At 75.8% G+C, this 22,422-nt stretch carries 23 protein-coding genes; 12 read left to right on the top strand and 11 right to left on the bottom strand.

Translation table 11 applies throughout. The features are described from left to right. Positions 1-13: 13 nt before the first annotated feature. From BUB17_RS07690 to BUB17_RS07675, 4 genes are all read right to left on the bottom strand, one after another. A complete protein-coding gene (locus BUB17_RS07690; protein ID WP_072915827.1) occupies positions 14-493 on the bottom strand; it encodes a VOC family protein in 480 nt (159 codons plus the stop codon). Positions 494-659: 166 nt separating this feature from the next. Then, positions 660-4,445 (bottom strand): DNA polymerase III subunit alpha, encoded by a 3,786-nt coding sequence (locus tag BUB17_RS07685; RefSeq protein ID WP_072915824.1) that lies wholly within the window; start codon positions 4,443-4,445, stop codon positions 660-662. Continuing rightward, positions 4,442-4,927 carry an SAV_6107 family HEPN domain-containing protein gene (locus BUB17_RS07680; protein WP_072915821.1) on the bottom strand — a complete coding sequence of 162 codons (486 nt, stop codon included), beginning with the start codon at positions 4,925-4,927 and terminating at the stop codon, positions 4,442-4,444. Before BUB17_RS07680 ends, BUB17_RS07685 begins: the two co-directional genes overlap by 4 nt. Further along, complete coding sequence (locus BUB17_RS07675; RefSeq protein ID WP_072915819.1) at positions 4,927-5,253, bottom strand: DUF6504 family protein; 327 nt, start codon at positions 5,251-5,253, stop codon at positions 4,927-4,929. Before BUB17_RS07675 ends, BUB17_RS07680 begins: the two co-directional genes overlap by 1 nt. A gap of 239 nt (positions 5,254-5,492) precedes the next feature. Between BUB17_RS07675 and BUB17_RS07670 the strand changes: the two genes are divergently transcribed. From BUB17_RS07670 to BUB17_RS07645, 6 genes are all read left to right on the top strand, one after another. Beyond that, complete coding sequence (locus BUB17_RS07670; protein WP_072915816.1) at positions 5,493-6,023, top strand: YbaK/EbsC family protein; 531 nt, start codon at positions 5,493-5,495, stop codon at positions 6,021-6,023. Continuing rightward, the gene (locus BUB17_RS07665; RefSeq protein ID WP_083606137.1) at positions 6,020-6,607 is read left to right on the top strand and encodes a GNAT family N-acetyltransferase; all 588 of its coding nucleotides are present in this window, start codon (positions 6,020-6,022) and stop codon (positions 6,605-6,607) included. Before BUB17_RS07670 ends, BUB17_RS07665 begins: the two co-directional genes overlap by 4 nt. Further along, positions 6,604-8,241, top strand: coding sequence for a phytoene desaturase family protein (locus BUB17_RS07660; protein WP_072915814.1), 1,638 nt, complete (start codon positions 6,604-6,606; stop codon positions 8,239-8,241). The genes BUB17_RS07665 and BUB17_RS07660 overlap by 4 nt, the downstream gene beginning before the upstream one ends. Beyond that, positions 8,238-9,044: a carotenoid biosynthesis protein gene (locus tag BUB17_RS07655; RefSeq protein ID WP_072915811.1), complete on the top strand. Its 807-nt coding sequence runs from the start codon at positions 8,238-8,240 to the stop codon at positions 9,042-9,044. Before BUB17_RS07660 ends, BUB17_RS07655 begins: the two co-directional genes overlap by 4 nt. Positions 9,045-9,117: 73 nt before the next feature. Continuing rightward, positions 9,118-10,257 carry a glycosyltransferase family 2 protein gene (locus BUB17_RS07650; RefSeq protein WP_072915807.1) on the top strand — a complete coding sequence of 380 codons (1,140 nt, stop codon included), beginning with the start codon at positions 9,118-9,120 and terminating at the stop codon, positions 10,255-10,257. After that, positions 10,254-10,904: a flavin reductase family protein gene (locus BUB17_RS07645; protein WP_244277024.1), complete on the top strand. Its 651-nt coding sequence runs from the start codon at positions 10,254-10,256 to the stop codon at positions 10,902-10,904. Before BUB17_RS07650 ends, BUB17_RS07645 begins: the two co-directional genes overlap by 4 nt. A gap of 101 nt (positions 10,905-11,005) precedes the next feature. On the opposite strand, the gene BUB17_RS07640 is transcribed toward BUB17_RS07645, so the two are convergent. Together BUB17_RS07640 and BUB17_RS07635 are read right to left on the bottom strand one after the other, a co-directional pair. Next, entirely contained in the window at positions 11,006-11,983 is a 978-nt protein-coding gene (locus tag BUB17_RS07640) for a carbohydrate kinase family protein (protein WP_072915804.1), read from the bottom strand. 130 nt (positions 11,984-12,113) lie between these two features. After that, the gene (locus BUB17_RS07635; RefSeq protein ID WP_072915801.1) at positions 12,114-12,770 is read right to left on the bottom strand and encodes a CDP-alcohol phosphatidyltransferase family protein; all 657 of its coding nucleotides are present in this window, start codon (positions 12,768-12,770) and stop codon (positions 12,114-12,116) included. A gap of 57 nt (positions 12,771-12,827) precedes the next feature. On the opposite strand from BUB17_RS07635, the gene BUB17_RS07630 reads away from it, so the two are divergent. From BUB17_RS07630 to BUB17_RS07615, 4 genes are read left to right on the top strand one after another with little or no spacing between them, the layout of a single operon-like run. After that, positions 12,828-13,634, top strand: a complete 807-nt coding sequence (locus BUB17_RS07630; RefSeq protein WP_072915798.1) for a lipase family alpha/beta hydrolase — start codon at positions 12,828-12,830, stop codon at positions 13,632-13,634. Positions 13,635-13,678: 44 nt separating this feature from the next. Then, positions 13,679-14,497: an ArsR/SmtB family transcription factor gene (locus tag BUB17_RS07625; RefSeq protein WP_244277022.1), complete on the top strand. Its 819-nt coding sequence runs from the start codon at positions 13,679-13,681 to the stop codon at positions 14,495-14,497. Further along, positions 14,494-15,111 (top strand): TIGR03086 family metal-binding protein, encoded by a 618-nt coding sequence (locus BUB17_RS07620; RefSeq protein ID WP_072916025.1) that lies wholly within the window; start codon positions 14,494-14,496, stop codon positions 15,109-15,111. Before BUB17_RS07625 ends, BUB17_RS07620 begins: the two co-directional genes overlap by 4 nt. 49 nt (positions 15,112-15,160) lie before the next feature. After that, entirely contained in the window at positions 15,161-15,802 is a 642-nt protein-coding gene (locus BUB17_RS07615) for a dihydrofolate reductase family protein (RefSeq protein ID WP_072915796.1), read from the top strand. On the opposite strand, the gene BUB17_RS07610 is transcribed toward BUB17_RS07615, so the two are convergent. The 4 genes from BUB17_RS07610 to BUB17_RS07595 form a co-directional block, all read right to left on the bottom strand. Beyond that, the gene (locus tag BUB17_RS07610) at positions 15,799-16,611 is read right to left on the bottom strand and encodes an ABC transporter permease subunit (RefSeq protein WP_072915793.1); all 813 of its coding nucleotides are present in this window, start codon (positions 16,609-16,611) and stop codon (positions 15,799-15,801) included. The two genes, BUB17_RS07615 and BUB17_RS07610, sit on opposite strands and share 4 nt — an antisense overlap. Further along, positions 16,608-17,528 carry an ABC transporter ATP-binding protein gene (locus tag BUB17_RS07605; RefSeq protein ID WP_141242945.1) on the bottom strand — a complete coding sequence of 307 codons (921 nt, stop codon included), beginning with the start codon at positions 17,526-17,528 and terminating at the stop codon, positions 16,608-16,610. Before BUB17_RS07605 ends, BUB17_RS07610 begins: the two co-directional genes overlap by 4 nt. After that, positions 17,525-18,631, bottom strand: a complete 1,107-nt coding sequence (locus tag BUB17_RS07600) for a sigma-E factor regulatory protein RseB domain-containing protein (RefSeq protein WP_244277020.1) — start codon at positions 18,629-18,631, stop codon at positions 17,525-17,527. Before BUB17_RS07600 ends, BUB17_RS07605 begins: the two co-directional genes overlap by 4 nt. A gap of 136 nt (positions 18,632-18,767) precedes the next feature. Beyond that, positions 18,768-19,715, bottom strand: coding sequence for a DUF808 domain-containing protein (locus BUB17_RS07595; RefSeq protein WP_072915788.1), 948 nt, complete (start codon positions 19,713-19,715; stop codon positions 18,768-18,770). Between the two features lie 212 nt (positions 19,716-19,927). Between BUB17_RS07595 and BUB17_RS07590 the strand changes: the two genes are divergently transcribed. Next, on the top strand, positions 19,928-20,665 hold the full coding sequence (locus tag BUB17_RS07590) for a hypothetical protein (protein WP_072915785.1): 738 nt from the start codon (positions 19,928-19,930) through the stop codon (positions 20,663-20,665). Positions 20,666-20,855: 190 nt separating this feature from the next. Beyond that, positions 20,856-21,524 carry a hypothetical protein gene (locus tag BUB17_RS07585; protein ID WP_072915783.1) on the top strand — a complete coding sequence of 223 codons (669 nt, stop codon included), beginning with the start codon at positions 20,856-20,858 and terminating at the stop codon, positions 21,522-21,524. Here the strand turns inward: BUB17_RS07585 and metF are convergent. Next, positions 21,518-22,420 carry a methylenetetrahydrofolate reductase [NAD(P)H] gene (gene metF / locus BUB17_RS07580; RefSeq protein WP_072915779.1) on the bottom strand — a complete coding sequence of 301 codons (903 nt, stop codon included), beginning with the start codon at positions 22,418-22,420 and terminating at the stop codon, positions 21,518-21,520. The genes BUB17_RS07585 and metF overlap by 7 nt on opposite strands. Positions 22,421-22,422 lie beyond the last annotated feature (2 nt).

The following is a 22,422-nucleotide window of genomic DNA, read 5'->3' as shown; positions in this document are numbered from 1 at the left end:
GACGGGTCCTCCCTCAGGCCGAGACCCCGTCGGCCGCCCGCTTGATCTCCTCGATGTCGATGCGGCGCATCTGCAGCATCGCCTCGGTCGCGCGGCGGGCGCGGCCGGGGTCGGGGTCGCTGAGCAGGGTCGTCAGCTCGGTGGGCACGACCTGCCAGGAGACGCCGAAGCGGTCCTTGAGCCAGCCGCACATGCTCTCCTCGCCACCGTCGGTCAGCCGGTTCCAGTAGTGGTCGACCTCCTCCTGGTCGACGCACATGATCTGGAAGGAGACGGCCTCGGTGAACGGGAACTGCGGTCCGCCGTTGAGGCCGACGTACTCCTGGCCGTCGAGGGTGAACGAGACGGTCATCGCGGTGCCCTCGGGCATCGGCATGTCGGGCCCGTAGCGGGTGACCCCGCCGATCGCGGAGTTCGGGAAGATGGAGGTGTAGTGGGCGGCGGCCTCCTCGGCCGCGCCGTCGAACCACAGGCACGGGATCTGCTTGGGCATCGGGGGTGTCCTCTCAGGGGCGGGGCCGCCGGTGCGGATGTCGAGGAGTAGACCGCCGTCCGGCCCGCAGGTCATCGGTCGCCGCCGCGCGGGTCGGGCTGCGACCGCGGTGTTGGCCCCGCTGCAGGGGCCCGCGCCGAGCGTGGGGGGGCAGCGGGGCCCTTTCTCAGGGGCCGGAACTGCCCGGGCTGGAGTGCCAGAGCTTGCGCGGCGCCGACGACGTCCCCCGGCGGGTGGCGTCGCGACGCGCCACGGCCATGGCGTCCTCCCCCGCCGGCTTGATGTCGGCGTAGGGCGACATCCGGAAGCCCGTGGGGTGCACCAGCACCGGCTTGACCACCACCGGCCGCGAGCCACGCGAGGCCGCTGCACCGGCGATCGCCTCCTCGGTGTAGCCGCCGGGAGCGGCCATCTGCTCGGCCACCGCCTCCAGCCCGTCGGTCTCCCAGGCCTCGTACAGCGCCGGCAGCTCCCACGCGCCGGTGGCCCGCAGGGAGACCCCGCGGGGGCCGGTGCGCCGCAGCACCCCGCGGACCACCAGCAGCCACGAGTGGAAGACCGTCGAGGCGTAGGGACCCTGGGCGTCCTCGAAGAAGGTCGAGTCGGTGCAGCCGGTGCCGTCGTCGAGGGTCACGAAGACCACCCGGCGGCCGGAGCGGATCGGCGGCGTCTGGGTGGCCACCTTGACCCCGGCGACCAGCACCTCGGCTCCGCTGCGGCTGCCGAGCAGCTCGCCGGCCGGCACCGCGCCGATCGCGGCGAGGAACGGCCGGTAGAAGTCGACGACGTGCCGGCTGGCGTCCAGGCCCAGCACCTCCAGCTCGGCGCGCACCAGCTCGGCGTCGGTGAACTCCGGCAGCCCGCTGCCCTCGGCCCAGCCGAGCCCCGGCTCCTCCGCCTCCTCGCCGGGCAGCTCCAGACCCATGAGGTCGAGGCTGAGCTGCCCGGTCGTGGCGGCCTTCCCGCCGCTGCGGCTCCACCGGTCCAGCTCACCGATCTGCAGCAGCAGGTCGCGGCGGGTGACCTGCCGGCGGCCGCGGGTGGGCCGGCCGGCCTCGCGGTCGCGGACCCCGAAGCCGTAGAGGGAGTCGAAGCCGCCGGCCAGCACCAGCCGCTCCACCACCGGCCGGGAGACCGATGCCCGGTGCCAGAAGTCGGTGAGCGAGCGGTAGGGCTGCCCGGCGACGACCCGCTCCACCTCCTCGGCGGAGATGCCCTTCACGTCGGCCAGGGACAGCCGGATGCCGTAGCGGGACGGGTCGGGCATGGCCGCCGGCATCCAGCTCGGCCGCATCCACCCGGTCTCGACCTCAGGTCCAGCGTCAGGGTCGGCACCGAGGCGCTCGACCCGGTAGGTGCCGGCCGAGGCGTTGACGTCCAGGCCCAGCACCCGGACGCCGAAGTTGCGGGCGTCGTCGAGGATCAGCCGCTTCGGGTACATGCCCGGGTCGTGGGTGAGCACCCCGGCGAGGAAGGCCGCCGGGTGGTGGGTCTTCAGCCACGCCGACTGGTAGGTGGGCAGCGCGAACGCCGCGGCGTGGGCCTTGCAGAAGCCGAAGGAGCCGAAGGCGACCAGCACCTCCCACACCTGCTCGACCACCTCCACCGGATAGCGCTGCACCGCCTCGGGCACGAACCAGGCCCGCACCTCCGGGTGCAGCTCCCGGTCGCCCAGCGCTCGGCGTGCCTCGTCGGCCTGGGCCAGGTCGCAGCCGGTCATCCGGGCGACGATCTGCAGCACCTGCTCGTGGAAGACGACCACCCCGGCGGTCTGCTCCAGGTACGGGGCGAGGTCGGGGTGCGGGTAGACCGGCTCCCGCCAGCCGTTCCGGGCCAGCAGGAACGGGGTGACCATGTCGCTCTTCACCGGGCCGGGCCGGAACAGCGAGATGTCGATGACGATGTCCTCGAACGTCTCGGGCCCGAACTTGCCGACCAGCTCCCGCTGCCCCGGCGACTCGATCTGGAACATGCCGAGCGTGCGGGTCGAGCGGATCAGCTCGAACGTCGTCGGGTCGTCGCGCGGAACGACGTCGATGTCGACGGTCTCGCCGTCGACCCGGGCCACCTCGTCGAGGGCGTGCGCGATCGCCGACTGCATCCGGATGCCGAGCAGGTCGAGCTTGAGCAGCCCGAGCTCCTCGACGTCGTCCTTGTCGAACTGGCTCATCGGATAGCCCAGGTAGCTGTTCTCCACCGGGGTGCGGTCGAGCAGCGTGGCGTCGGAGAGCAGCACGCCGCACGGGTGCAGCGCGATGTGCCGGGGCAGCCCGTCGAGTCGTGCGACCAGGTCGAAGAGCAGGTCCAGATCACCACTACCACCGGTTCGTTTCGAACCCAGCCGGCTGGCCCGCAGCTCCGGGAGGTCCTTGAGCGCGGCGTGCACCTGGTTGGCCCGGATGTGCGGAAAGGCCTTGGCGACCGCGTCGACCTCGGCGGGCGGCAGGCCGAGCGCGGCCCCGACGTCGCGGATGGCGTGCCGCACCCGGTAGGTGTCCATCATCGAGATGCAGCTGACCCGGTGGGCGCCGAAGCGGTCGATCACCGCGTCGTACACCTCCATCCGGCGGGCGGACTCCACGTCGATGTCGACGTCGGGCAGCTGGTGGCGCAGCGGGGAGAGGAAGCGCTCCATCAGCAGCCCGTACCGGATGGGGTCGACGTCGGAGATGCCCAGGAGGTAGGTGACGAGGCTGCCGGCGCCCGACCCCCGCGCCGCGGCCCGGACCCTCAGGCTCTTGATGAGGTCGACCACGTCGGCGACGGTGAGGAAGTAGGACGGGTAGCCGAGGACGTCGATGACCGCCAGCTCGTCGTCGAGTCGCCGGGCCACCTCCGCCGTGCGGGCCATCCCGCGCCGGCCCAGCCCCGCCTCGCAGCGGGCACGCAGCACTGCCGACGGGCCCATCCCCTGCTCGGCCGGGGTGGTCACCACGTCCAGCTCGGGGTAGCGCACGGTGCCGACGCCCAGGTCCGCCCGGACGTCGACCGCGCACTGCTCGGCCAGCCGGGCGGTGCGCTCCAGCAGCTGCAGCGCCGCGTCCCGGTCGGGGCCGGCGAGGTCCTCGGCGACCTCGGCCATCTCCTTGCCCGACTTCAGGTAGCCCTCGGCGGTGCGCCGGTCGACGTGCCGGGTGTCCAGCGGGACCAGCCGGCGGGCCGCGTCCAGGACGTCGGCGGTGGGTGCGTCCAGGGCGTCGACGTAGCGCACGGCGTTGGTCAGCACCGCCGGCACCCCCTCCGCGGCGGCGAAGCGCAGCAGCGCCTGCGCCCGGGAGCGATCGCCCCGGCCGCGGTGGTGCACGACCTCGAGCACCAGCGAGCCAGGACCGAACACCGCGCGCCAGGCGGCCAGCCGGTCGGAGGCCACGTCGGCCCGGCCGGCGGCCAGCGCCCGGCCCACCGGGGAGTCGGGACCGAGCAGGGCCACCAGCCCGGGCGCGTGCTCGGCGGCCAGCGCCAGCGAGCTCACCGGATCCCCGCGCGTGCCGCGCAGGTGGGTTGCGCTGGTCAGCCGGCACAGCGACCGCCAGCCGGCACCGTCCCGGGCGAGGAAGGTGACCCTCGGCAGCCGCGGGTCGACGCCGGCCCCGCCACGGGCCGGCGACCGGCGTCCGGCCCGGCCGGGTTCGCCGTCCGGCGCGGCAGGCCGGCGGGACCGTGTCCGCTGCACCGAGTGCGCACCGCCGACCACGGGGGCGAGGGCCGGCGGCACGGTCGTGTCCACCGAGGGCGTCACCGCCAGGTCCACCCCGAACAGCGGGCGCACGTCGGCCGCGCGGCAGGCCAGCGCGAACTTCACCGCGCCGTAGAGCCCGTCGCGGTCGGTGAGCGCCAGGGCCCGCATGCCGTGCTCGGCCGCCCGCTCGACCAGGTCGGCCGGGTGGTTGGCCCCGTACTGCATGGAGTAGCCGGAGGCGACGTGGAGGTGGACGAAGGGATCGGCCCTCACTTCCCGTTCCGGTGCTCGGACCCGCCGACCACTCGGGGACGCGCGCGCCGGGGCGACTCCGGCGAAGGCGTGCTGCCCAGGGTGCTCTCCACGACGGCGAGGAAGGAGCGCACGTCGCGGACCAGGTCGTCGGCCTCGCGGTCGGTGACCGCGTGGGACAGCCCGGCCTCGGCGGCGGCCCGCTTGGCGGCGCCGGCGGCGAAGAAGGTGGCCCACTCCCCCAGCTCGGGCGCGACCTGGCCGAGCAGGACCCAGGCGCTGCGCGGGCGGCGCCGCCCGGACTCCGGCCGGGTGCGCGCGGCCAGCACCGCGGCAGCGGCGCGCAGCGCGCCGAGGTGGGCGGTGGCGTAGCGCTGCCGGGCGTCGGTGCTCGCCGCCGCCTCGGTCAGCGCTCGGGATGCCTGGTCGAGCAGCTGGCGAGCGGCCTGCGGCAGCGGCGGGGGCAGGGGCAGCTGGTCGGCCACGACGCGGACGGCCCCCATCAGTCGTGCACCCGCACGAGCGACCAGCGGTTGTCCACCGACTCCCAGCTGAGGTCGAAGACGCCGGCGAAGCTCATCCGCGACCGGCCGGCCCGGACCGCCTCGACCCGCCACACCTCGCGGCTGGCGACCAGCTCGGCGGAGGCGCCACCGGTCACCCCGGCACCGCACTGCCACCACGGGGCGGTCTCCACCCAGGAGTCGAGCAGCTCACCGACGACGTAGCGCGACTGCCCGCGCCAGAACTGCGCCGGCCCGAGCGGCCCGCGCTCGACCTGCACCTCCTCGCCGACCCGTTCGCCGACCCCGCTCAGCACCCGGCTCATGACAGACTCCCCACTGCTCCGCGCCGCCCCACCGGCCCCGGCCCGCCGCACCGGGTGGGGAAGGACCCAGGTGCGGCGGGAGGCCGACGCGTTCGAACGCGTGTTCGAACACGTCGAGTACACCCGACGGCACCGACGGCGTCAAGCGGGACGCGTGATCGGTGTGCGGGGTGGCCTGCGAGCCTCCGAGCAGCCCGGGGCCGGGAGCGGACCGCCCGGGCCGGTGGCAGGATCGACGCATGAGCCGACCCGAGCACCCGCGGGTGGCCGCCATCTCCTCGCTCCTGGCCGAGGCCGGCGCTGCCGGGCAGGTGCTCGAGCTCCCCGGCAGCGCCCGCACCGCCGCCGAGGCGGCCGGAGAGCTCGGCGTCCCGATCGGGGCCATCGCCAACAGCCTGCTGTTCGACGTCGACGGCGCGCCCCTGCTGGTCCTCACCAGCGGCGCCCACCGGGTCGACGTCCCCAGGGTGGCCGCGCTGCTCGGCGTCCGCGACGTGCGCCCGGCGTCGGCCGACTTCGTGCGCCGGCACACCGGCCAGCCGATCGGCGGCGTCGCGCCGATCGGCCACCCGGAGCCGATCGGCACGCTGGTCGACGTCGAACTGGCCCGGCACGACCGGGTCTGGGCCGCCGCGGGCCACCCGCACGCGGTCTTCCCGACCAGCTACGAGGAGCTGCTGCGGCTGACCGGCGGGACCGCCGCCGAGGTCGGCGACGGCCCTGGACCCACCCACCCCGTGGTGCTGCCCGAGACGGTGGAGGCCCGATGACGGGGACGACACCCGCGGCGCGGGTCACCGAGCTGCCCACCGGGTGGCTGCGCGACCACATGCACGAGGCCCTGGCCATCTACGGCGAGGCGATGGGCTACAGCCCCTCGGTGGTCGCCGGCCGGTACGGCTACGCCATCCAGCACACCGAGCGCCCCGGCTTCCGCGCGGTCGGCGCCTTCGTGCCGGCCCGCGACGGCGAGGTCCTCGTCGGGTTCGGCTACGGCTACCTGATCGCCCCCGGCCAGTGGTGGCACGACCAGGTGCGCACCGCGCTCGACCGGCGGACGGCGAAGCGCTGGCTGCCCGGCGCCTTCGAGGTCTGCGAGCTGCACGTGCACCCCGACCACCAGAGCCGCGGGCTGGGCCGCCAGCTGCTGCACGCCCTGGTGGCCGGCCTGCCCCACCCGGCGGCGCTGCTGTCGACCCCGGACAACGACACCAAGGCCTTCCGGCTGTACCACGCCGACGGTTTCGTCGACCTGGTCCGCAACCACCGCTTCCCCGGCGACTCCCGCCCCTTCGCCATCCTCGGCGCCCGCCTGCCGCTCGCGCCCCCGGCGCCCCGGTCCGACCGCGCGTGAGGGACGGCGACACCACCGTCGACGCCGTCGTCGTCGGCGCCGGGCACAACGGGCTGGTCGCCGCCTGCTACCTGGCCCGCGCCGGGCTGCGGGTCGAGGTCCTCGAGCGCGACGAGGTGCTCGGCGGTGCGGTCTCCACGGTGGAGCGGTGGCCGGGCGTGCGGGTCGACCGCGGCTCGAGCGCGCACGTGATCGTCCGGCAGAGCGGCATCGTCGAGGAGCTCGACCTCGCCGCGCACGGCCTGCGCTACGTCGACTGCGACCCGTGGGGCTTCGCGCCGGCCCCCTCCCCCGGCGACCCCGGCCCCGACGGGCAACCGCTGGTGTTCTCCGTCGACCTCGACGCCACCTGCACCTCGATCGCCGCCGCCTGCGGGCCGGAGGACGCCGCCGCCTACCGCCGCTTCGTCGAGGTGTGGACCCCGCGCAGCCGCGCCGTCGTCGGCTCCTTCGCACGGCGGCCGACGGCGGGCGGGCTGGCCCGCTCCTTCTGGCCGATCGGCGCGCCCGCCGACGGCCGGCCGCGGACCCCCGGCGGCGACATCGCCGTCGACTTCCTCGGCTCCGGCGACGCGCTGCTGGACCGGTGGTTCAGCAGCGAGCGGCTCAAGGCGGCGCTGGCCTGGTTCGGCGCGCAGTCCGGCCCGCCGATGTCCGAACCCGGCACCGCGGCGATGGTCGCGTGGGCGACGCTGCTGCACGACGTCCCACCCGGCCACCCCGTGGGCGGTTCGGGCGGGCTCACCCAGGCACTGCGCCGGAGGCTGGAGTCCGACGGCGGGCACGTCACCCTGGGCGACGGCGCGGCCCGGCTGCTGGTCGAGGACGGCCGGGTCACCGGCGTGCAGACGACGTCGGGACGGCGGGTCGCGGCCCCGGTCGTCGTCGCCGCGTGCCACGTGCTGGCCACCCGCGACCTGGCCGGGGAGCACGCCCCGCCGGCGCTGGCCGACGCCGCGCCGCCGGTGGGCAACGGCTTCGGCCTGGTGGTCCGGGCGCTCACCGACGGACCGCCGGCCTACCCCGGGGTCGACCCGGCGGCGGCGCTGGGCGGGCTGCAGCTGCTGTGCACCGACCGCGCGCAACTGGCCGCCGCCCACGGCGACTGGCTGGCCGGCCGGCTGCCGCGGGAGCCGGTGCCGCTGGCGATGTGCTTCTCCGCCACCGACGACACCCTCGCCCCGCCCGGGCAGCACGTGGTCACCGTGTGGGGCCAGTGGTACCCCTACGCGCTGGCCGACGGTGCGGACTGGGACGCGCTCGCCGACGCCGAGGCCGACCGGCTGATCGCCGCCGTCGACCGCTTCGCGCCCGGCTTCGCCGCCTCGGTGCAGCGCAGGTACGTGCAGACCCCGCTGCTGCTGGAGCGGGAACTGTCGCTGCTGCGTGGCAACGTGATGCACGTGGAGATGGGGCTGGCCAGCATGTTCGCCCTCCGGCCGACGCCGGCCCTGGCGGGCTACCGGGTGCCCGGCCTGGCCGGGCTGTACCTCGCCGGCGCCTCCACCCACCCCGGCGGCGGGGTGTCGGGCAACTCCGGCCGGACGGCGGCCCGCGTCGTCCTCGGCGACCGCGGCGCGCCCGCCCGGGCGCGGGAGATTCTCCGGCGCGGGCTGGCCCGGGTGCGCCGGTGAGCGGCCTGCTCGCCGCGCGGGCGGGCAACCGGCCGGCCGCGGTCCCGTGGGTGCCGGCCGCGCTGCTGGTGCTCACCGCGATCGCCTATCCGCTGACCGAGGGCGGCGCCGTCCGCGACGCGGTCAGCTGGACCATCGTGCTGCTGGGCTCGACGGTGTCGGTGGTGCACGCCGCGGTCAGCCGGGGCACACGCACCGGGGCCGGCGTCCTGCTGGTCACCGCCGCCACCGCCGTGGTGTTCGAGTCGGTCGGCCTGTCCACCGGCGTCCCCTACGGCGAGTACGGCTACAGCGACGACCTCGGTCCCACGCTGCTCGGCGTTCCGTTCCTCGTGCCACTGGCCTGGCTGTTGATGGCCTGGCCGAGCTGGCTGCTGGCCCGCCGGCTCACCCGCGACGTGCGGCCCGCCCGGCGGCGGCCGGCCCGCGTGGCGGTGGCCGCGGCCGTGTTCGCCGGGTGGGACGTCGTCCTGGACCCGCAGATGGTGCAGGCCGGCTACTGGACCTGGGCGCACCCGCAGCCGTCGCTGCCGGGCATCGACACGGTGCCGCTGACCAACCTGGCCGGCTGGCTGCTCGCCGGCCTCGTCCTCATGACGCTGCTCGACCTGCTGGTCGCGCGCACCGCCCTGGAGCCGCCCCGCACCGGCGACGGCGCCCCGCTGCTGGTGCTGGGCTGGATGACCCTCGGCGGCGCGGTGGCGCACGCCGGCTGGCTGGGGCTGCCCGGGTCGGCGGTGTGGGGCGTGCTGCTGGCCGTCCCGGTGCTGATCGCCCTGGCGGTGCAGGCCCGCCGGCCGTGACCGAGCTCGCGAGGTCACGCATGGACACAGCACCCCCGGTCACGACGCCGACGAGCGCCAGCGAGGAGGGCTCGTGACCGGCCGGCCGTTGTGGGTCCTCTCTGGCGCGGCCGTCGCCGGCGCGCTGCACGCGGCGGTCAACGTGGCGCTGGTACGCCGTCCCCCGGCCGGGCCGCCGCCGGTGCGCCGGCCGGTCACCGTCGTCCTCCCGGTGCGCGACGAGGAGGCGCAGATCGGCGGCTGCCTGACCGCGGTGCTGGCCCAGCAGGGGGTGCCCGACCTGCGCGTGGTCGTCGTGGACGACGGCTCGACCGACGGCACCGCCGACGTGGTGCGCTCGGTGGCCGATCCGCGGGTGTGCCTGGTCGCCATCGCCGACCCGCCGCGGGGCTGGCTGGGCAAGCCGCACGCCTGCGCCACCGGGGCGGCCACCGGCGAGGAGACGGACGACGGCGTGCTGGTCTTCCTCGACGCCGACGTCCGGCTGTTCCCCGACGCGGTGGCCGGCGCGGTCGCCGTCCTCGATGCGCACGGCCTGGACCTGGTCTCCCCCTGGCCGCGGCCGGTGACCGCGACGGCGGCCGAGCGCCTCGTGCAGCCGCTCGGCCCCTGGTTGTGGATCACCACCCTGCCGGTGCGGCTGGCCGAGCGGTCCCGGCGGCCGTCGCTGACCGCGGCCAACGGCCAGTTCCTGGTCGTCCGGCGGTCGGCGTACGCGCGGGCCGGCGGGCACGGCGCGGTGCGCGGCGAGGTGATCGAGGACGTCGCGCTGGCGCGGGCGGTGAAGCGGGCCGGGGGGCGGGCGGTGCCGGTCGACGGATCGCGGCTGGCCGCCTGCCGGATGTACGACGGCTGGCCGGCGCTGCGAGCGGGCTACGCCAAGTCGCTGTGGGCGTCGGTCGGCGGGTCGCCGGGAGCGAGCGTGGCGGTCGCGGCCGGGCTGACGGCGGTCTGGGTGCTGCCCGCCCTCGCCGCGCTGCGCGGGTCACGGGCGGGGCTCGTCGGCTACGCGGCGGGCGTGGCGGGGCGAGCGGTGTCGGCCGCGGCAACCGGCAGCCGGATCTGGCCGGACTCGCTGGCCCACCCGCTGTCGATGCTGCTGTTCGACGTCCTGCTGGCCGGGTCGGTCGCCGGGCGGCGGCGGGGCACGCTGTCCTGGCGCGGCCGCCCGCTCGGCGCCATCCCGGTCGCGCGGGAGACGATGGCCGGGTGACCAGCCCGAACGCGCGTGTGCACTTCGACCCGACGGCCATGGACGGCGGCGCCTTCTACCGGGTGCTCAACTCGATCGTCGTGCCCCGCCCGATCGCCTGGGTGGGCACCCGCTCGGCCGAGGGGGTGGTCAACCTGGCGCCGCACTCCTTCTACACGGTGGCGTGCGTGTCCCCGCCGGTCGTGCAGTTCACCTCGGTCGGCCGCAAGGACACCCTGGACAACGTCGAGGCAACCGGCGAGTTCACCGTCAGCCTCACCCCGGAGTGGCTGTTCGAGCAGGTCAACGCGACGGGCACCGACTTCCCGCACGGGGTCAGCGAGGCCGAGGAGGTCGGCGTCGCGCTGGAGCCGAGCGATCGGGTCGGCGTCCCCCGGGTCGCGGAGTCGCCGGTCGCGGTGGAGTGCACGCTGCACTCGACGGTGCGGCTGGGGGACAGCACGGTGGTGTTCGGCCGCGTGCAGCTCATCAGCGTGTGGGAGAGCGCGGTCGAGGAGGGCCGGCCGCGCATCGAGCGGCTGCGGCCGCTGGCCCGGCTGGGCGGCAACGAGTGGACGGCACTGGGCGAGGTCAAGGAGATCAAGCGGATCCCCTACCGCCGGTGGTCCGAGGACCCGGCCATCGGCGAGCAGCTGCGCGGGCGGTAGCACCCGCGACGATCAGCGAACCTGATCGTGGAGCGTCCTCCCCCACCGCAGAACACGAGGGAGGACGCTTCACGATCAGGTCACCTGATCCCAACCCGGGCTCAGCCCGGCAGGTGCGCGGCGATCTCGTCGGCGGCGTCGGTGCCGAAGGCGGTGGCGAAGCGCTCGAGGAAGGGCTCGCGCCGCAGCTCGTACTCCTGGGTGCCGATGACCTCGACCGCCTCGGTGGCGACCGCCGAACCCAGCTGGGTGGCCCGCTCCAGGCTCAGCCCCCACACCCGGCCGGCGATGAACCCGGCGCGCAGCGCGTCGCCACCGCCCGTGGGCTCGACCGGCTTGGTCTCCGGGACGGCGATGACCTCGATCGGCTCGGCGCCGGACTGCCGTACGAGGACGCCGTCGGACGCGCGGGTGGTGACCCACGTGCCGACCCGGTCGAGGACCTCGGTGTCGCTCCACCCGGTCTTCTGCAGCAGCAGCGCGGCCTCGTACTCGTTGGTGAACAGCAGGTCGGCGCCGTCGACGAGGTCGCGGATCATCTCGCCGTCGGCCCAGGCCAGCTGCTGGCTGGGGTCGGCGGCGAAGGGATAGCCCCGATACCGGCACTCCTGGGTGTGCCGCACCATCGCCGTCGGGTCGTTGGGGCCGACGACGACCAGGTCGGGCCCGCCCACGCGGCCGGCGACCGGGGCCAGCTCGATGCAGGACGCCTCCGACATCGCGCCCGAGTAGAACGACGCGATCTGGTTGTTCACCGCGTCGGTGGTGCAGACGAAGCGGGCGGTGTGCTTGAACTCCGACCAGTGCACGCTCGCGGTGTCCACGCCGTGCCGGGTGAGCCAGGCGTCGTAGTCGGCGAAGTCGCTGCCCACGGCGCCCACCAGAACCGGCGCGAGGCCCAGCAGGCCCAACCCGTAGGCCATGTTGGCGCCGGCACCGCCGCGGTGCTGCACCAGGTCGTCGACCAGGAACGACAGGGAGACGTTCTCCATCTGGCCCTCGACGAACTGCTCGGTGAACTTCCCCGGGAAGGTCATCAGGTGGTCGGTGGCGATGGAGCCGGTGACGACGACGGGCACGGGGACGCTCCCTCAGGACGGCGTGCGGCGGGACGCCCGGTGGACGTCGGAAGACGACCCCAACACCTTAGGAGCCGCGCGGGTGGCCTGCCGGGTGGTCCCGGTCGGACGGCGCCGGAGCCGGGGCCCGCTAGTCGGCCAGCGCCCGCCGCAGCGCCATCCCCAGCTGGGCCACGCCGACGACGCCGAGCAGGCAGCCGACCGCCGTTCCGCAGGTGACCACCGCAACGGACCAGCCGAGGCCGGCCACCACCCCGGCCCCGCCGAGGGTGAAGCCGGTCATCACCACCCGGGTGGGGCGCTCCCAGACCGACAGCTCCCCGGTCTCGGTGACGCCGGCCTGCCCGGCCCGGGCGCGCAGGTAGTCCGGCAGCCAGCAGAGCGCGCCGAACGCCGCGGCCAGCCAGCCGGGGGCGCCGGCCACCCAGAGCGCGGCGGCGAACGCCCCCTCGCTGAGCCGGTCGACCGCGGAGTCGAGGACGAACCCGCGGCGCGACGCCCGCCCGGTCGCGATCGCGAGCGCGCCGTCCAACCCGTCGAGCACGGCGGAGAACCCGACCAGCACCCCGGCGAGCACCAGCCACGGGCCGCCGGCCGCGGCCGGGACGACGGCGGCCGCGGCGACGAGCAGCCCCGCGGCGGTCACCGCGACCGGCGGCAGCCCCGCGAACCGGCGGGCCAGCGCATACACCCCGGACAACCAGCCGTGCACCAGCCGGCTGGCCGTCGGGTCGGCCCCGCCGTGCCACGTCGACCAGGCGGCGAGGTACTCCTCGCGGCTCAGCACGGCGCCCGCTCCACGAGCGCAGTCCACCAGGCCCGGTGGGACGGGGACAGTGGGAGGGTGCTCGCCGGTCTCTCCCCCGCTCGCCGTCGCCTCGTCGTCACCGTGCTGGCCCTCGCCGTCGCCGCCCTGGTCACCGGCGCGGCGCTGCTGCTCGACCGGACGTCGGGCGCCGCCGGGCGGGAGCCGGTGTCGCAGGCCGAGCCCGGCCCGGTGCTGCTCGTGCCCGGCTACGGCGGCTCCACCGCGTCGCTGCGGCCGCTGGCCGACCGGCTGGCCGCCGAGGGGCGCGACGCCACGGTCGTCGCCGTCCCCGGCAACGGCACCGGCGACCTCGGCGGGGCCGTCGACGTGCTGGACGAGGCGGTCGACGCGGCGCTGGAGCGCACCGGTGCGGGCAGCGTGGACGTCGTCGGTTACTCCGCCGGTGGCGTCGTCGCCCGGCTGTGGGCGGCCGACGGCGGCGCGGAGGTCACCCGCCGCATCGTCACGCTCGGGTCCCCGCACCACGGCACCACGCTGGCCGACCTGGCCGGCTCGCTCGCGCCGGACCAGTGCCCGGAGGCCTGCCGCCAGCTCGCCCCCGGCAGCCCGCTGCTGGCGGAGCTCAACGCCGGCGACGAGACGCCGGAGGGACCGGTCTGGATCTCGATCTGGACGGCGCAGGACCAGACGGTGACCCCGCCGGAGTCCGCCCGGCTGGAGGGGGCGCTGGAGCTGCCGGTGCAGTCGGTCTGCGCCGACGCCCGCGTCGCCCACGGCGACCTGCCGCGCGACCCGCTGGTCCAGGCGATGGTGCTCGAGCAGCTCGGGGTCGCCGTCCCGGCCGCACTGGGCCCCGACGACTGCGCCCGCCTGAGCGGCTGACAGAGGACCCTCGAGCCCGTTGACACATGCAGGTGAACACCTGCATGATGCTGGTCGTGGCCGTGGAGACCGGGGACGTGGATCAGGTCTTCAAGGCCCTGGCCGACCCCACCCGGCGGCTGTTCCTCGACCGGCTGCGCGAGCAGGACGGGCAGACGCTGGGCGAGCTCTGCACCCGGCTCGGCATGGCCCGCCAGTCGGCCACCCAGCACCTCGACGTCCTCGTCCGCGCGGGCCTGGTCACCGTGGTCCGTCGCGGCCGGGAGCGGCTGCACTTCCTCAACCCGGCGCCTCTGCACGACATCGGGGAGCGCTGGATCTCGTCGTTCGACCGACCCCGCCTGGCGGCGCTCTCCGCCATCCGGTCCCGAGCAGAGGAGTACGCCTTGACCGAGTCCGTCCCGACCTACGTGTACGTCACCTACATCCGCGCCGGCGCCGCGCAGGTGTGGCACGCGCTCACCGACGCAGACCTCACCGCCCGCTACTGGGGGCACGCGAACGTCTCCGACTGGCAGCCCGGCTCGCGCTGGGAGCACCGGCGACCCGACGGCTCCGGCGCGGTCGACGTGGCCGGCCGCGTGCTCGAGGCAGATGCACCGCGGCGCCTGGTCATCACCTTCGGCGCACCCGACGGCGAGGAGCCACCGGGCGGGGACTCGGTCGTGACCTTCGTGCTCGAGGAGCAGGGCGGGATCGTCCGGCTCACGGTGACCCACGAGAACCTCGCTGATGCACAGGCGCTCGGGGAGATCTCGCACGGCTGGCCCGCGGTGCTGGCCAACCTCAAGTCGCTGCTGGAGACCGGCGAGGTGCTGCCCGAGGCCCCGTGGGAGATGGCGCCGGCCGGGCGGTCGTCGTGAGCGGCACGGTCGCGCTCCCGCTGACCGCGGAGGTCGCCCTCTTCGTGCGCGCCGCCGGCTTCGCGCTGGAGAGCCTGGCAGAGGTTCCCGACGCCGACCTCGGGCGGCCGACGCCGTGCGGCGACTGGGACCTGCGGGCGCTGCTGCTGCACCTCGCCGACACCGCCGACGGCCTCACCGGCCTGGCCCGCACCGGCGAGCTGGTCCTGCCGTCCGCACCGCGCACGGACGACGCCGATCCGGCGGCCGTCGCCCGGGACCGCCTGCTGCGCCTGCTCGGCGTCCTCACGTCCGCCGCCGCGGACGACCCGCCGGGCGCCGCGGACCGCGCCGCGCACGCTCTGGCGGCCGCCCGCGGCGGCGCGATCGAACTCGCCGTCCACGGCTGGGACGTCGCCACGGCCTGTGGTTCCCGGCGCGTCATGGCGCTCCGGCTCGCCACCGCGCTCCTGCAGGCGGCGACGTCGCTGGTGGCGGACGGCGCCCGCCCGGGGGCGTTCGCCGCGCCCGTGGCCCCGCCACCGGACGCGGGCCCGGAGGAGCGCCTGGTCGCCTTCCTCGGCCGTCGGCCCGCGGCCCGGCCCCACCGCGGGAGCCGAGCCCCGCGCCGATGAGTCCGCGTACTCGCGCCGGTCTGCACCTCGAGACCCGAGGAGGCCACCCGTGCCGAAGCTGCGCGTGCACATGATGTCGGTGTCCCTGGATGGTTACGCCGCCGGACCCGACCAGGGCCTCGACGCCCCGCTGGGCGTCGGCGGTGAGGCCCTGCACACCTGGGCGGTCGCCACCGCCACCTTCCACCGGATGCAGGGACGCCCCGGCGGCAGCACGGGCGTGGACGACGAGCTGGTGCGCCGCGGCGAGGAGGGCATCGGCGCCACGATCATGGGGCGGAACATGTTCGGCCCGGTCCGCGGGCCGTGGAACGGCAGCGACTGGACCGGCTGGTGGGGTCCCGAGCCGCCGTACCACCACCCGGTCCTCGTGCTCACCCACCACGCCCGCGACCCGGTGCGGATGGCCGGCGGGACGACCTTCACCTTCGTGACCGACGGCATCGAGTCCGCGCTGGAGCAGGCGTTCACCGCGGCCGGTGGCCGGGACGTCCGGCTGGGCGGCGGGGCGGCCACCGTGCAGCAGTACCTGCGCGCGGGCCTGGTCGACGAGCTGCACGTCGCGGTCGTGCCGCTGCTGCTCGGCGGGGGCGAGCGGCTGTTCGCCCATCTCGAGGGGGCACCGCCCCTGGAGTGCGCCGAGGTGCTCTCCTCGCCGGTCGCGGCGCACATCCGGATGGTGCGTCGCTAGCTGGTCACGTCCTTGGTGGTGAAGTTCGCCCAGGCCGCGGCCAGCAGCACGCCGACGTAGACGCCCTGCAGCGCCAGCCCACGGACGACGTCCCGCCACAGGACCGGGTCGCGGAACAGGTCGACGAACGCCAGCCAGTACCGGGTGGGCAGGTAGGGCGCGATCGGCGAGGCGGCGTCCAGGGTGAACAGCAGCGACGAGGTGACCAGCACGGCCAGCGCGCCGAGCGCGGCGGCCAGCGGCGAGTCGGTCAGCGTGGAGAAGAACAGCCCGAAGGCGGCGACGCCGAGCATGGAGACCGTCACGTAGCCGATGGCCATGAGGCTGCGGCCGGTCAGCTCCTGCTGCGACAGCGAGGTGCCCGACACCGACGTCCCGCCGCCGACGGGCTGGGCGTCGAACAGCGTCATCCCGACGACGTAGCCCACGGCCGCGACGACGACCACGGTGACCAGCACGAACGCCATGAGCGCGACGAGCTTGGCGACCAGCAGCCGGGTTCGCCCGGCCGGCCGGACCAGCAGGTAGCGCAGCGTGCCGGCCTGCGCCTCGCCGGCGACGGCGTCCCCGGCGACGACGGCGACCGCGATGGGCAGGAACAGCGGCAGCACGATCGCCAGCGCCGCGAGCGGGAACAGCGCGCCGTTGGTCAGGACGGCGGACAGGAACGGCGGCCCCTCCCCCGGCCGGGGTGCGAGGTCGGTCAGCTGCACCAGGACGGCGACCAGCACCGGCAGCGCGTTGAGGACGGCGATCGTTGCCCAGGTGCGCGGACGGCGGAACAGCGTGCGCAGCTCGACGCCGATCACCGGTCCGCCTCCACCCGGTCGGCGCTGGTGCCGGCCGCGGCGAGCACGACCTCCTCCAGGGTGGGCCGCTGCAGCGCCAGTCCCGTCACCGGCACCCCCGCGCCCACGAGCAGGGCGTTGACCTCGGCCGGGTCCGCGCCGCGCACCACCACCCGCGAGCCCTGGACCCCGAGCACCCGCCCGTCGAGCACCGCCCGCACCCGGTCGGCGGCCGGGGTGTCCACCACCGTCGCGCCGGTGGGCGCGGTCAGCCCGGCCAGCTCGTCCTGCAACACCAGCCGGCCGCGGTCGAGCACGCCGACCCGGGTGCACAGCTGCTCGACCTCGGCCAGCAGGTGGCTGGAGAGGAACACCGTCGTCCCGCCGCGGTGCAGCTCGAGCAGCAGGTCCCGGATCTCGCGGATGCCCTGCGGGTCCAGGCCGTTGGTCGGCTCGTCGAGCACCAGCAGCTCGGGACGGCGCAGCAGCGCGGCGGCCAGCCCCAGCCGCTGCCGCATGCCGAGGGAGTAGGCGCGCACCGGCCGCCGGTCGATGCCGCCGAGGCCCACCTGCTCGAGCACCTCCTCGATCCGCGCCCGGCGGGTGCGCCGGGAGCCGCCCGGGCCGGCTGCGTCGATCAGTGCGAGGTTGGCCCGGCCGGACAGGTGCCCGTGGTGCGCCGGCCCCTCGACCAGTGCGCCGACGCGGGGCAGCACCCGGCGGCCGGCGCGCGGCATCCGCTCGCCCAGCAGCTCGACCTCGCCGGCGGTGGGCAGCACCAGGCCCAGCAGCATCCGCACCGTCGTCGTCTTGCCCGAGCCGTTGGCGCCGAGGAAGCCGTAGACGTCGCCGACGCGGACGTCGAGGTCGATGCCGTCGACCGCGCGCAGCCGGCCGTAGCGCTTGACCAGGCCCCGGGTGCGGATCACCGCCGTCACGACGCGGCTCCGGGCAGCCGGCGCGCGGCGTCGGCGAGCGCGTCGAGGGTGACCGTGCCGGTGAGCACGTAGGCCGGACCGCCCGCCGGCTCGACCAGCATCAACCCCAGCGGGCCGGCGGCGACCCGGGTGCCCAGCTCGTCGCGAACGGCGTCGGGGCTCGCGGTCAGCGCCTCGCGCAGCCCCCCGGCCAGCCGGCCCGGCACGGGCGCGGCCGCCAGCAGCGTGACGCCGCGACCGTACACGCCGACCGCGTCGGGGACGCCCTGGAAGCTGCGCCGCGGCAGGCCGGCCAGCTCCCTGGGCAGCCGCACGTCCGGTGCGCGCTCCTCGGCCTGCGCGATCAGCTCCTCGGTGTCGGGCGCGGTGAGCATGGTGGCCTCCGGGGGCGGAGTGAAGGTGACGACGTCGGCCGGGGGGACGGCGAGCTCGAGGCCGAGGAAGCGGGTGTCCAGCGCCGGCAGGTCGGCGTCCTCGGCGAACACCTCGACCTGCAGCGGCAACCCGCTGGCCGGGTCGACCCACACGTCGACCCGGCCGACCGACGAGGCGGCGTCGGCCGGCACCACCCGCAGGCCGAGGGCGTCGCGGCCGGCCACCCGGCGTGCGCCGGCCCGGGAGAGCTCGTCGTCGGCGGCCTCGGACAGCAGCCGGCGGCCCAGCGCGGCGGGCAGCAGGTCCGGCGGGGTGGGCAGCGCGAGGGACGCCGGGGTGCCGCGGGTGGCGGTGCCGGCCTCGAAGTCCCAGGTCCAGGTGCCGCCGGGATTACGGTGCGCGCCGATCTCCCCGGCTCCGCTGACCACGTCGACCCGGTGCTCCTCCGGGCCGCGCCACCACACCCGCATCAGGGTGCGGTCGCTGAACAGGTCGGCGACGGCGGTGAGCCGGTCGGACACCGGCAGGGCCAGCCCCCCGGCCGACACCGCGTAGCCCGAGAAGCCGACGTCCTCGCTGGCCAGCACCGCGGCGCGCAGCTCGGCGGCGGGCACGTCCGCGTCGTCCGCCGGCAGCGCCGCCACGACCGAGGGCAGCGCCACCAGCACCGCGACGAGCAGGCCCACCGCCGCCCATCGGGCGGGCGCGCCCCGCCCCCGTGCCGCCATGCGTCCCACGGTACGAGCGGGCCGGCCCGGTCCCGTCCAGGGCACCGCCCCGAGCGTGCGAGGGCGTGTGGCCCCGTCCAGAGGCTCGCCGCGAGCGGGCGAACGGTGAGGAGGACGTGGTCCTTCCGGAGGTCCTTCAGTGCGACGCGGAGGAGGCCTTGCGGCGCCGGTGCACCGTGAGGTTCATCACCAGCACGATCAGCGCCCCGACGAGGAGCCCGACGAGCGCGCTGGCCACGGTGTTGACGAGCCACCCCACGACCCCGCCGAGGGCCCCGGTGGCGTCGTGCGCGAGTTCTTCCAGGTGGTGCACGGCGCCGTACACGACGTGCAGGCCCAGCTCGTCCGAGCCCACCAGCAGGATGTGGCCGCCGACCCACAGCATCGCGGCGGTCCCGACGACGGTCAGGGCGGTGAGCAGCCGCGGCATCGCCTTCACCAGTCCGTGACCGAAGCGGGAGATCCCCTTCCCGGGACGCTGGGACAGGGACAGGCCGACGTCGTCCATCTTCACGATGAGGCCGACGACGCCGTACACGAGGATCGTGATGCCGACCGCGACCACCGCGAGGATGATCGCCCGGGAGACGAACGCCTCGGCGGCCACCTCGTTCAGCGAGATGACCATGATCTCCGCCGACAGGATGAAGTCGGTGCGCACGGCCCCGGACACGATCGTCTTCTCGTCCGGGAGCGCCTGCTCCACCGATGCGTGGGCCTCGGAGTGGCCGCTGAGCTTGTGCCAGACCTTCTCCGCGCCCTCGTAGCACAGGTAGGCCCCTCCGATCATCAGGATCGGGGTGAGGAGGAACGGCAGGAACTGGCTGAGCAGCAGGATGGCGGGCAGGATGATCAGCAGCTTGTTGCGCAGCGAGCCCACAGCGATGCGCCGGATGATCGGCAGCTCCCGCTCGGCGGCCAGGCCGTGCACGTACTGCGGCGTGACGGCGGTGTCGTCGACGACGACACCCGCGGCCTTGACGCTGGCCCGTCCTGCAGCCGCCCCGATGTCGTCGACGGAGGCGGCGGCGGCGCGCGCCAGCACCGCCACGTCGTCGAACAGGGCTACCAGTCCACCCGCCACGGGACGTCCTTCCAGTTGGTCGAGCAGTCGTGTGCAGTCTCGCTGATGGTGGTCCGTCCGGCCGACCCGCGCGCGGCCACCTCCCGGCGTGCCCCACGCTGCTACCCGGCCGGGACACGCCCGACGCGCTGTCCGGGTCTGCGACCTCCAGCGGCCGGACCGGCACCCTGATGCGACGGGCTGCTCACCGGGCGCAGCAGGAGGGCGGGACCATGCGGACGGCGGACGACGGCGCGGCGCTCTGGCCGGACCGGTACCTCACCGGGGGCCGGCTGGTCGTCGTCCGGTCGCCCCGCCGCCAGCCCTCGTCGCGGTGGGCCCGGCTGCGCGCGGCCGCGATCCACGTGGACCGGGCCGCCCGCACCCGGCTGGGACTGCCGTCTCCCGCCCCCGAGCCGCCACCTCCGGCACCCGAGGCGGCGTTCGCGGCGTGGGACACCACCGAGGCACGGGTCGCGGCGGCCGCCGGGCGGGCGTGGGCGGAGACGGTGCGCGAGCCGTCCTGGTCCTCCCAGCTGCTCGCGACGAGCCGCTTCGACGGCCAGCGCGAGGTCGACCGCATCGTCGACCTCGCGCTGCGCATCCGGTCGGCCCGCGTCTCCCTCGGGGTGCGCCCGGCCGGGACGGCGGCGCAGTACTGGGACCGCCAGTCCGCCGCCCTGGAGTCCGCCGCGCTCCGGCTCGGGCACCGCGCCGACGCGCTGATCCGCTACCGCGACCAGGCCGCGCTGCTCTCGGCCGAGCTGCGCCAGCTGGCCGACCTGGAGCGGCTGGAGCGCAGCGCCGCGGAGGTCGACGGGATCACGGCCGCGACGTCGGCGCTGCCCGGCCGGGGGGACGGCGACCTGCACTCGGTGACCGACGAGATCGCCGCGGTGCGCAGCGCGGTGTCCGAGCTGGTCGAGCTGATGAACCGCACCCGCGCGCCACTGGCCGAGCCGCCGGACTAGCGAGGACCGGGCGCTGGTGGCCCTTCGGCCCGTCTGAACGGGCCATCGGTGCGCAGTCGTCCACGGGACCCAGCCGCCACGCCGGGTGATGTGCGCTCGTGGCGGGTTCTGGGGCCGGAGTGCGCCGCAACCGCACCACCAGGCCGACTCCCGTGCATGGCGCGGCGGCGACCGCGGGTAGAGCGGCTCCATGGCCCCTCCCCTCAGTGACGCGGTCGTCGTCGACGTCCTCCGCCGGGTCGACCGGCTGACGGCCCCGTTGGTCCGCCGGCTCGGCCGCCCACCGGAGCTGCCCCAGGCCGAGCGCGCGGAGTGGTGGGCCGAGCGGGTCTCCCGCGTCGCCGCGGGCGTCAGCGCCGCCCCTCGCCTCGCCGGCAAGCTGGCCGACCTGCTGCCGCTGCAGAACACCGTCGGCTCGGCGGTCCAGGCGCTGGTCATCGGCGGAGTGGCCGCGGAGCACGGCGTCGAGGACGAGGCCGAGCGGGTGGCGCTGCTGGCGGCGGTGCTGCTCGACCGCGACCTGTCCGCCGAGCGGGTGCGGCCGCTGCTGGCCCGCACCCGCGGCGCCTACGCCGACGACGTCCTCGGGGACAAGGCGGACCGCAGCGCCGTCCGCACCCTGTGGCGGGTGGCGCGGCTGCTGAGCCGCATCGACGGCACGCTCGACGCCCGGCCCAAGGGCAAGCTGCGGCACCGGGCGCTGTCGAACCTGCCGGTGGTCGGCACGATCGGCGGCTACGCGGCCGAGCGCGAGGGCCTGCGCCGGGCGGCGGCCGAGACGGCAGCGCTGCTGGCCGACCGCGCCGGCCGGGCCCCGGCGGCCGGACCGAGTGGCCGGCCGGCCGGCCCTGCTCAGTGAGGAGCGCCGACCGCCACCAGGTTGGCGTGGACCTCGCGGGTCGCCGTCGACCGGTTCATGGTGATGAAGTGGATGCCCGGCACGCCCTCGGCGAGCAGCGTCCGGCACAGCTCGGTGGCCACCTCGACGCCGTAGGCCCGCACCGCCGCCCTCGCCTCCGGGGTGTCGCCGTCCAGCTCGGCGAAGCGGGCGGCCAGCTGCTCGGGGAACGCCTGCCCCGACAGCTGCACGATCCGGGTGATCTGCCGGGCGTTGGTCACCGGCATGACGCCCGCGATGATCGGCACCTCGCAGCCGGTGGCGGCGACCCGGTCGCGCATGCGCAGGTAGTCCTCCGCGCGGAAGAACATCTGCGTGATGGCGAAGTCGGCGCCGGCCCGGCACTTGCGCACGAACATCTCGACGTCGGTCTCGAAGTCCGGCGACCGCGGGTGCCGCTCCGGGAACGCGGCCACGCCGACGGAGAAGTCACCCATCGAGCGGATCAGCTCGACCAGCTCCGCGGCGTACTGCAGCCCCTCCGGGTGGGCCACCCACTCCGCCTGCGGATCGGCGCCCGGCGGGTCGCCGCGCAGCGCCAACAGGTTGCGCACACCCGCGGCGGCCAGCCGGCTGACCACGTGCCGCAGCTCGGCGACGCTGTGGTCGACGGCGGTCAGGTGGGCCAGCGGGGTCATCGTCGTCTCGGTGGCGATGCGCTCGGTGACCGACACGGTGCCCTCGCGGGTCGACCCGCCGGCGCCGTAGGTGACCGACACGAACGACGGCTGCAGCCGCTCCAGCTCGCGCAGCGCCGTCCACAGCTGAGCGGCGCCCTCGGGGGTCTTGGGCGGGAAGAACTCGAAGGACCACGTCGGCCGGCCCTCGTCGAGCAGCTCGCGCACGGTCCGGCTCATGG

Source organism: Geodermatophilus obscurus (genome assembly GCF_900143215.1).
GTDB lineage: Bacteria > Actinomycetota > Actinomycetes > Mycobacteriales > Geodermatophilaceae > Geodermatophilus > Geodermatophilus obscurus_A.
Note: the sequence above shows the minus strand (reverse complement) of the source record. Positions and strands in the feature narration are given on the sequence as shown.

Coding starts and splice junctions, on each gene's coding strand:
- BUB17_RS07585 (WP_072915783.1), top strand. CDS start 20,856: ATGGCCCCTCCCCTCAGTGACGCGGTCGTCGTCGACGTCCTCCGCCGG.
- BUB17_RS07665 (WP_083606137.1), top strand. CDS start 6,020: ATGACGGGGACGACACCCGCGGCGCGGGTCACCGAGCTGCCCACCGGG.
- BUB17_RS07590 (WP_072915785.1), top strand. CDS start 19,928: ATGCGGACGGCGGACGACGGCGCGGCGCTCTGGCCGGACCGGTACCTC.
- BUB17_RS07690 (WP_072915827.1), bottom strand. CDS start 493: ATGCCCAAGCAGATCCCGTGCCTGTGGTTCGACGGCGCGGCCGAGGAG.
- BUB17_RS07625 (WP_244277022.1), top strand. CDS start 13,679: ATGATGCTGGTCGTGGCCGTGGAGACCGGGGACGTGGATCAGGTCTTC.
- metF (WP_072915779.1), bottom strand. CDS start 22,420: ATGAGCCGGACCGTGCGCGAGCTGCTCGACGAGGGCCGGCCGACGTGG.
- BUB17_RS07600 (WP_244277020.1), bottom strand. CDS start 18,631: ATGGCGGCACGGGGGCGGGGCGCGCCCGCCCGATGGGCGGCGGTGGGC.
- BUB17_RS07670 (WP_072915816.1), top strand. CDS start 5,493: ATGAGCCGACCCGAGCACCCGCGGGTGGCCGCCATCTCCTCGCTCCTG.
- BUB17_RS07680 (WP_072915821.1), bottom strand. CDS start 4,927: ATGGGGGCCGTCCGCGTCGTGGCCGACCAGCTGCCCCTGCCCCCGCCG.
- BUB17_RS07675 (WP_072915819.1), bottom strand. CDS start 5,253: ATGAGCCGGGTGCTGAGCGGGGTCGGCGAACGGGTCGGCGAGGAGGTG.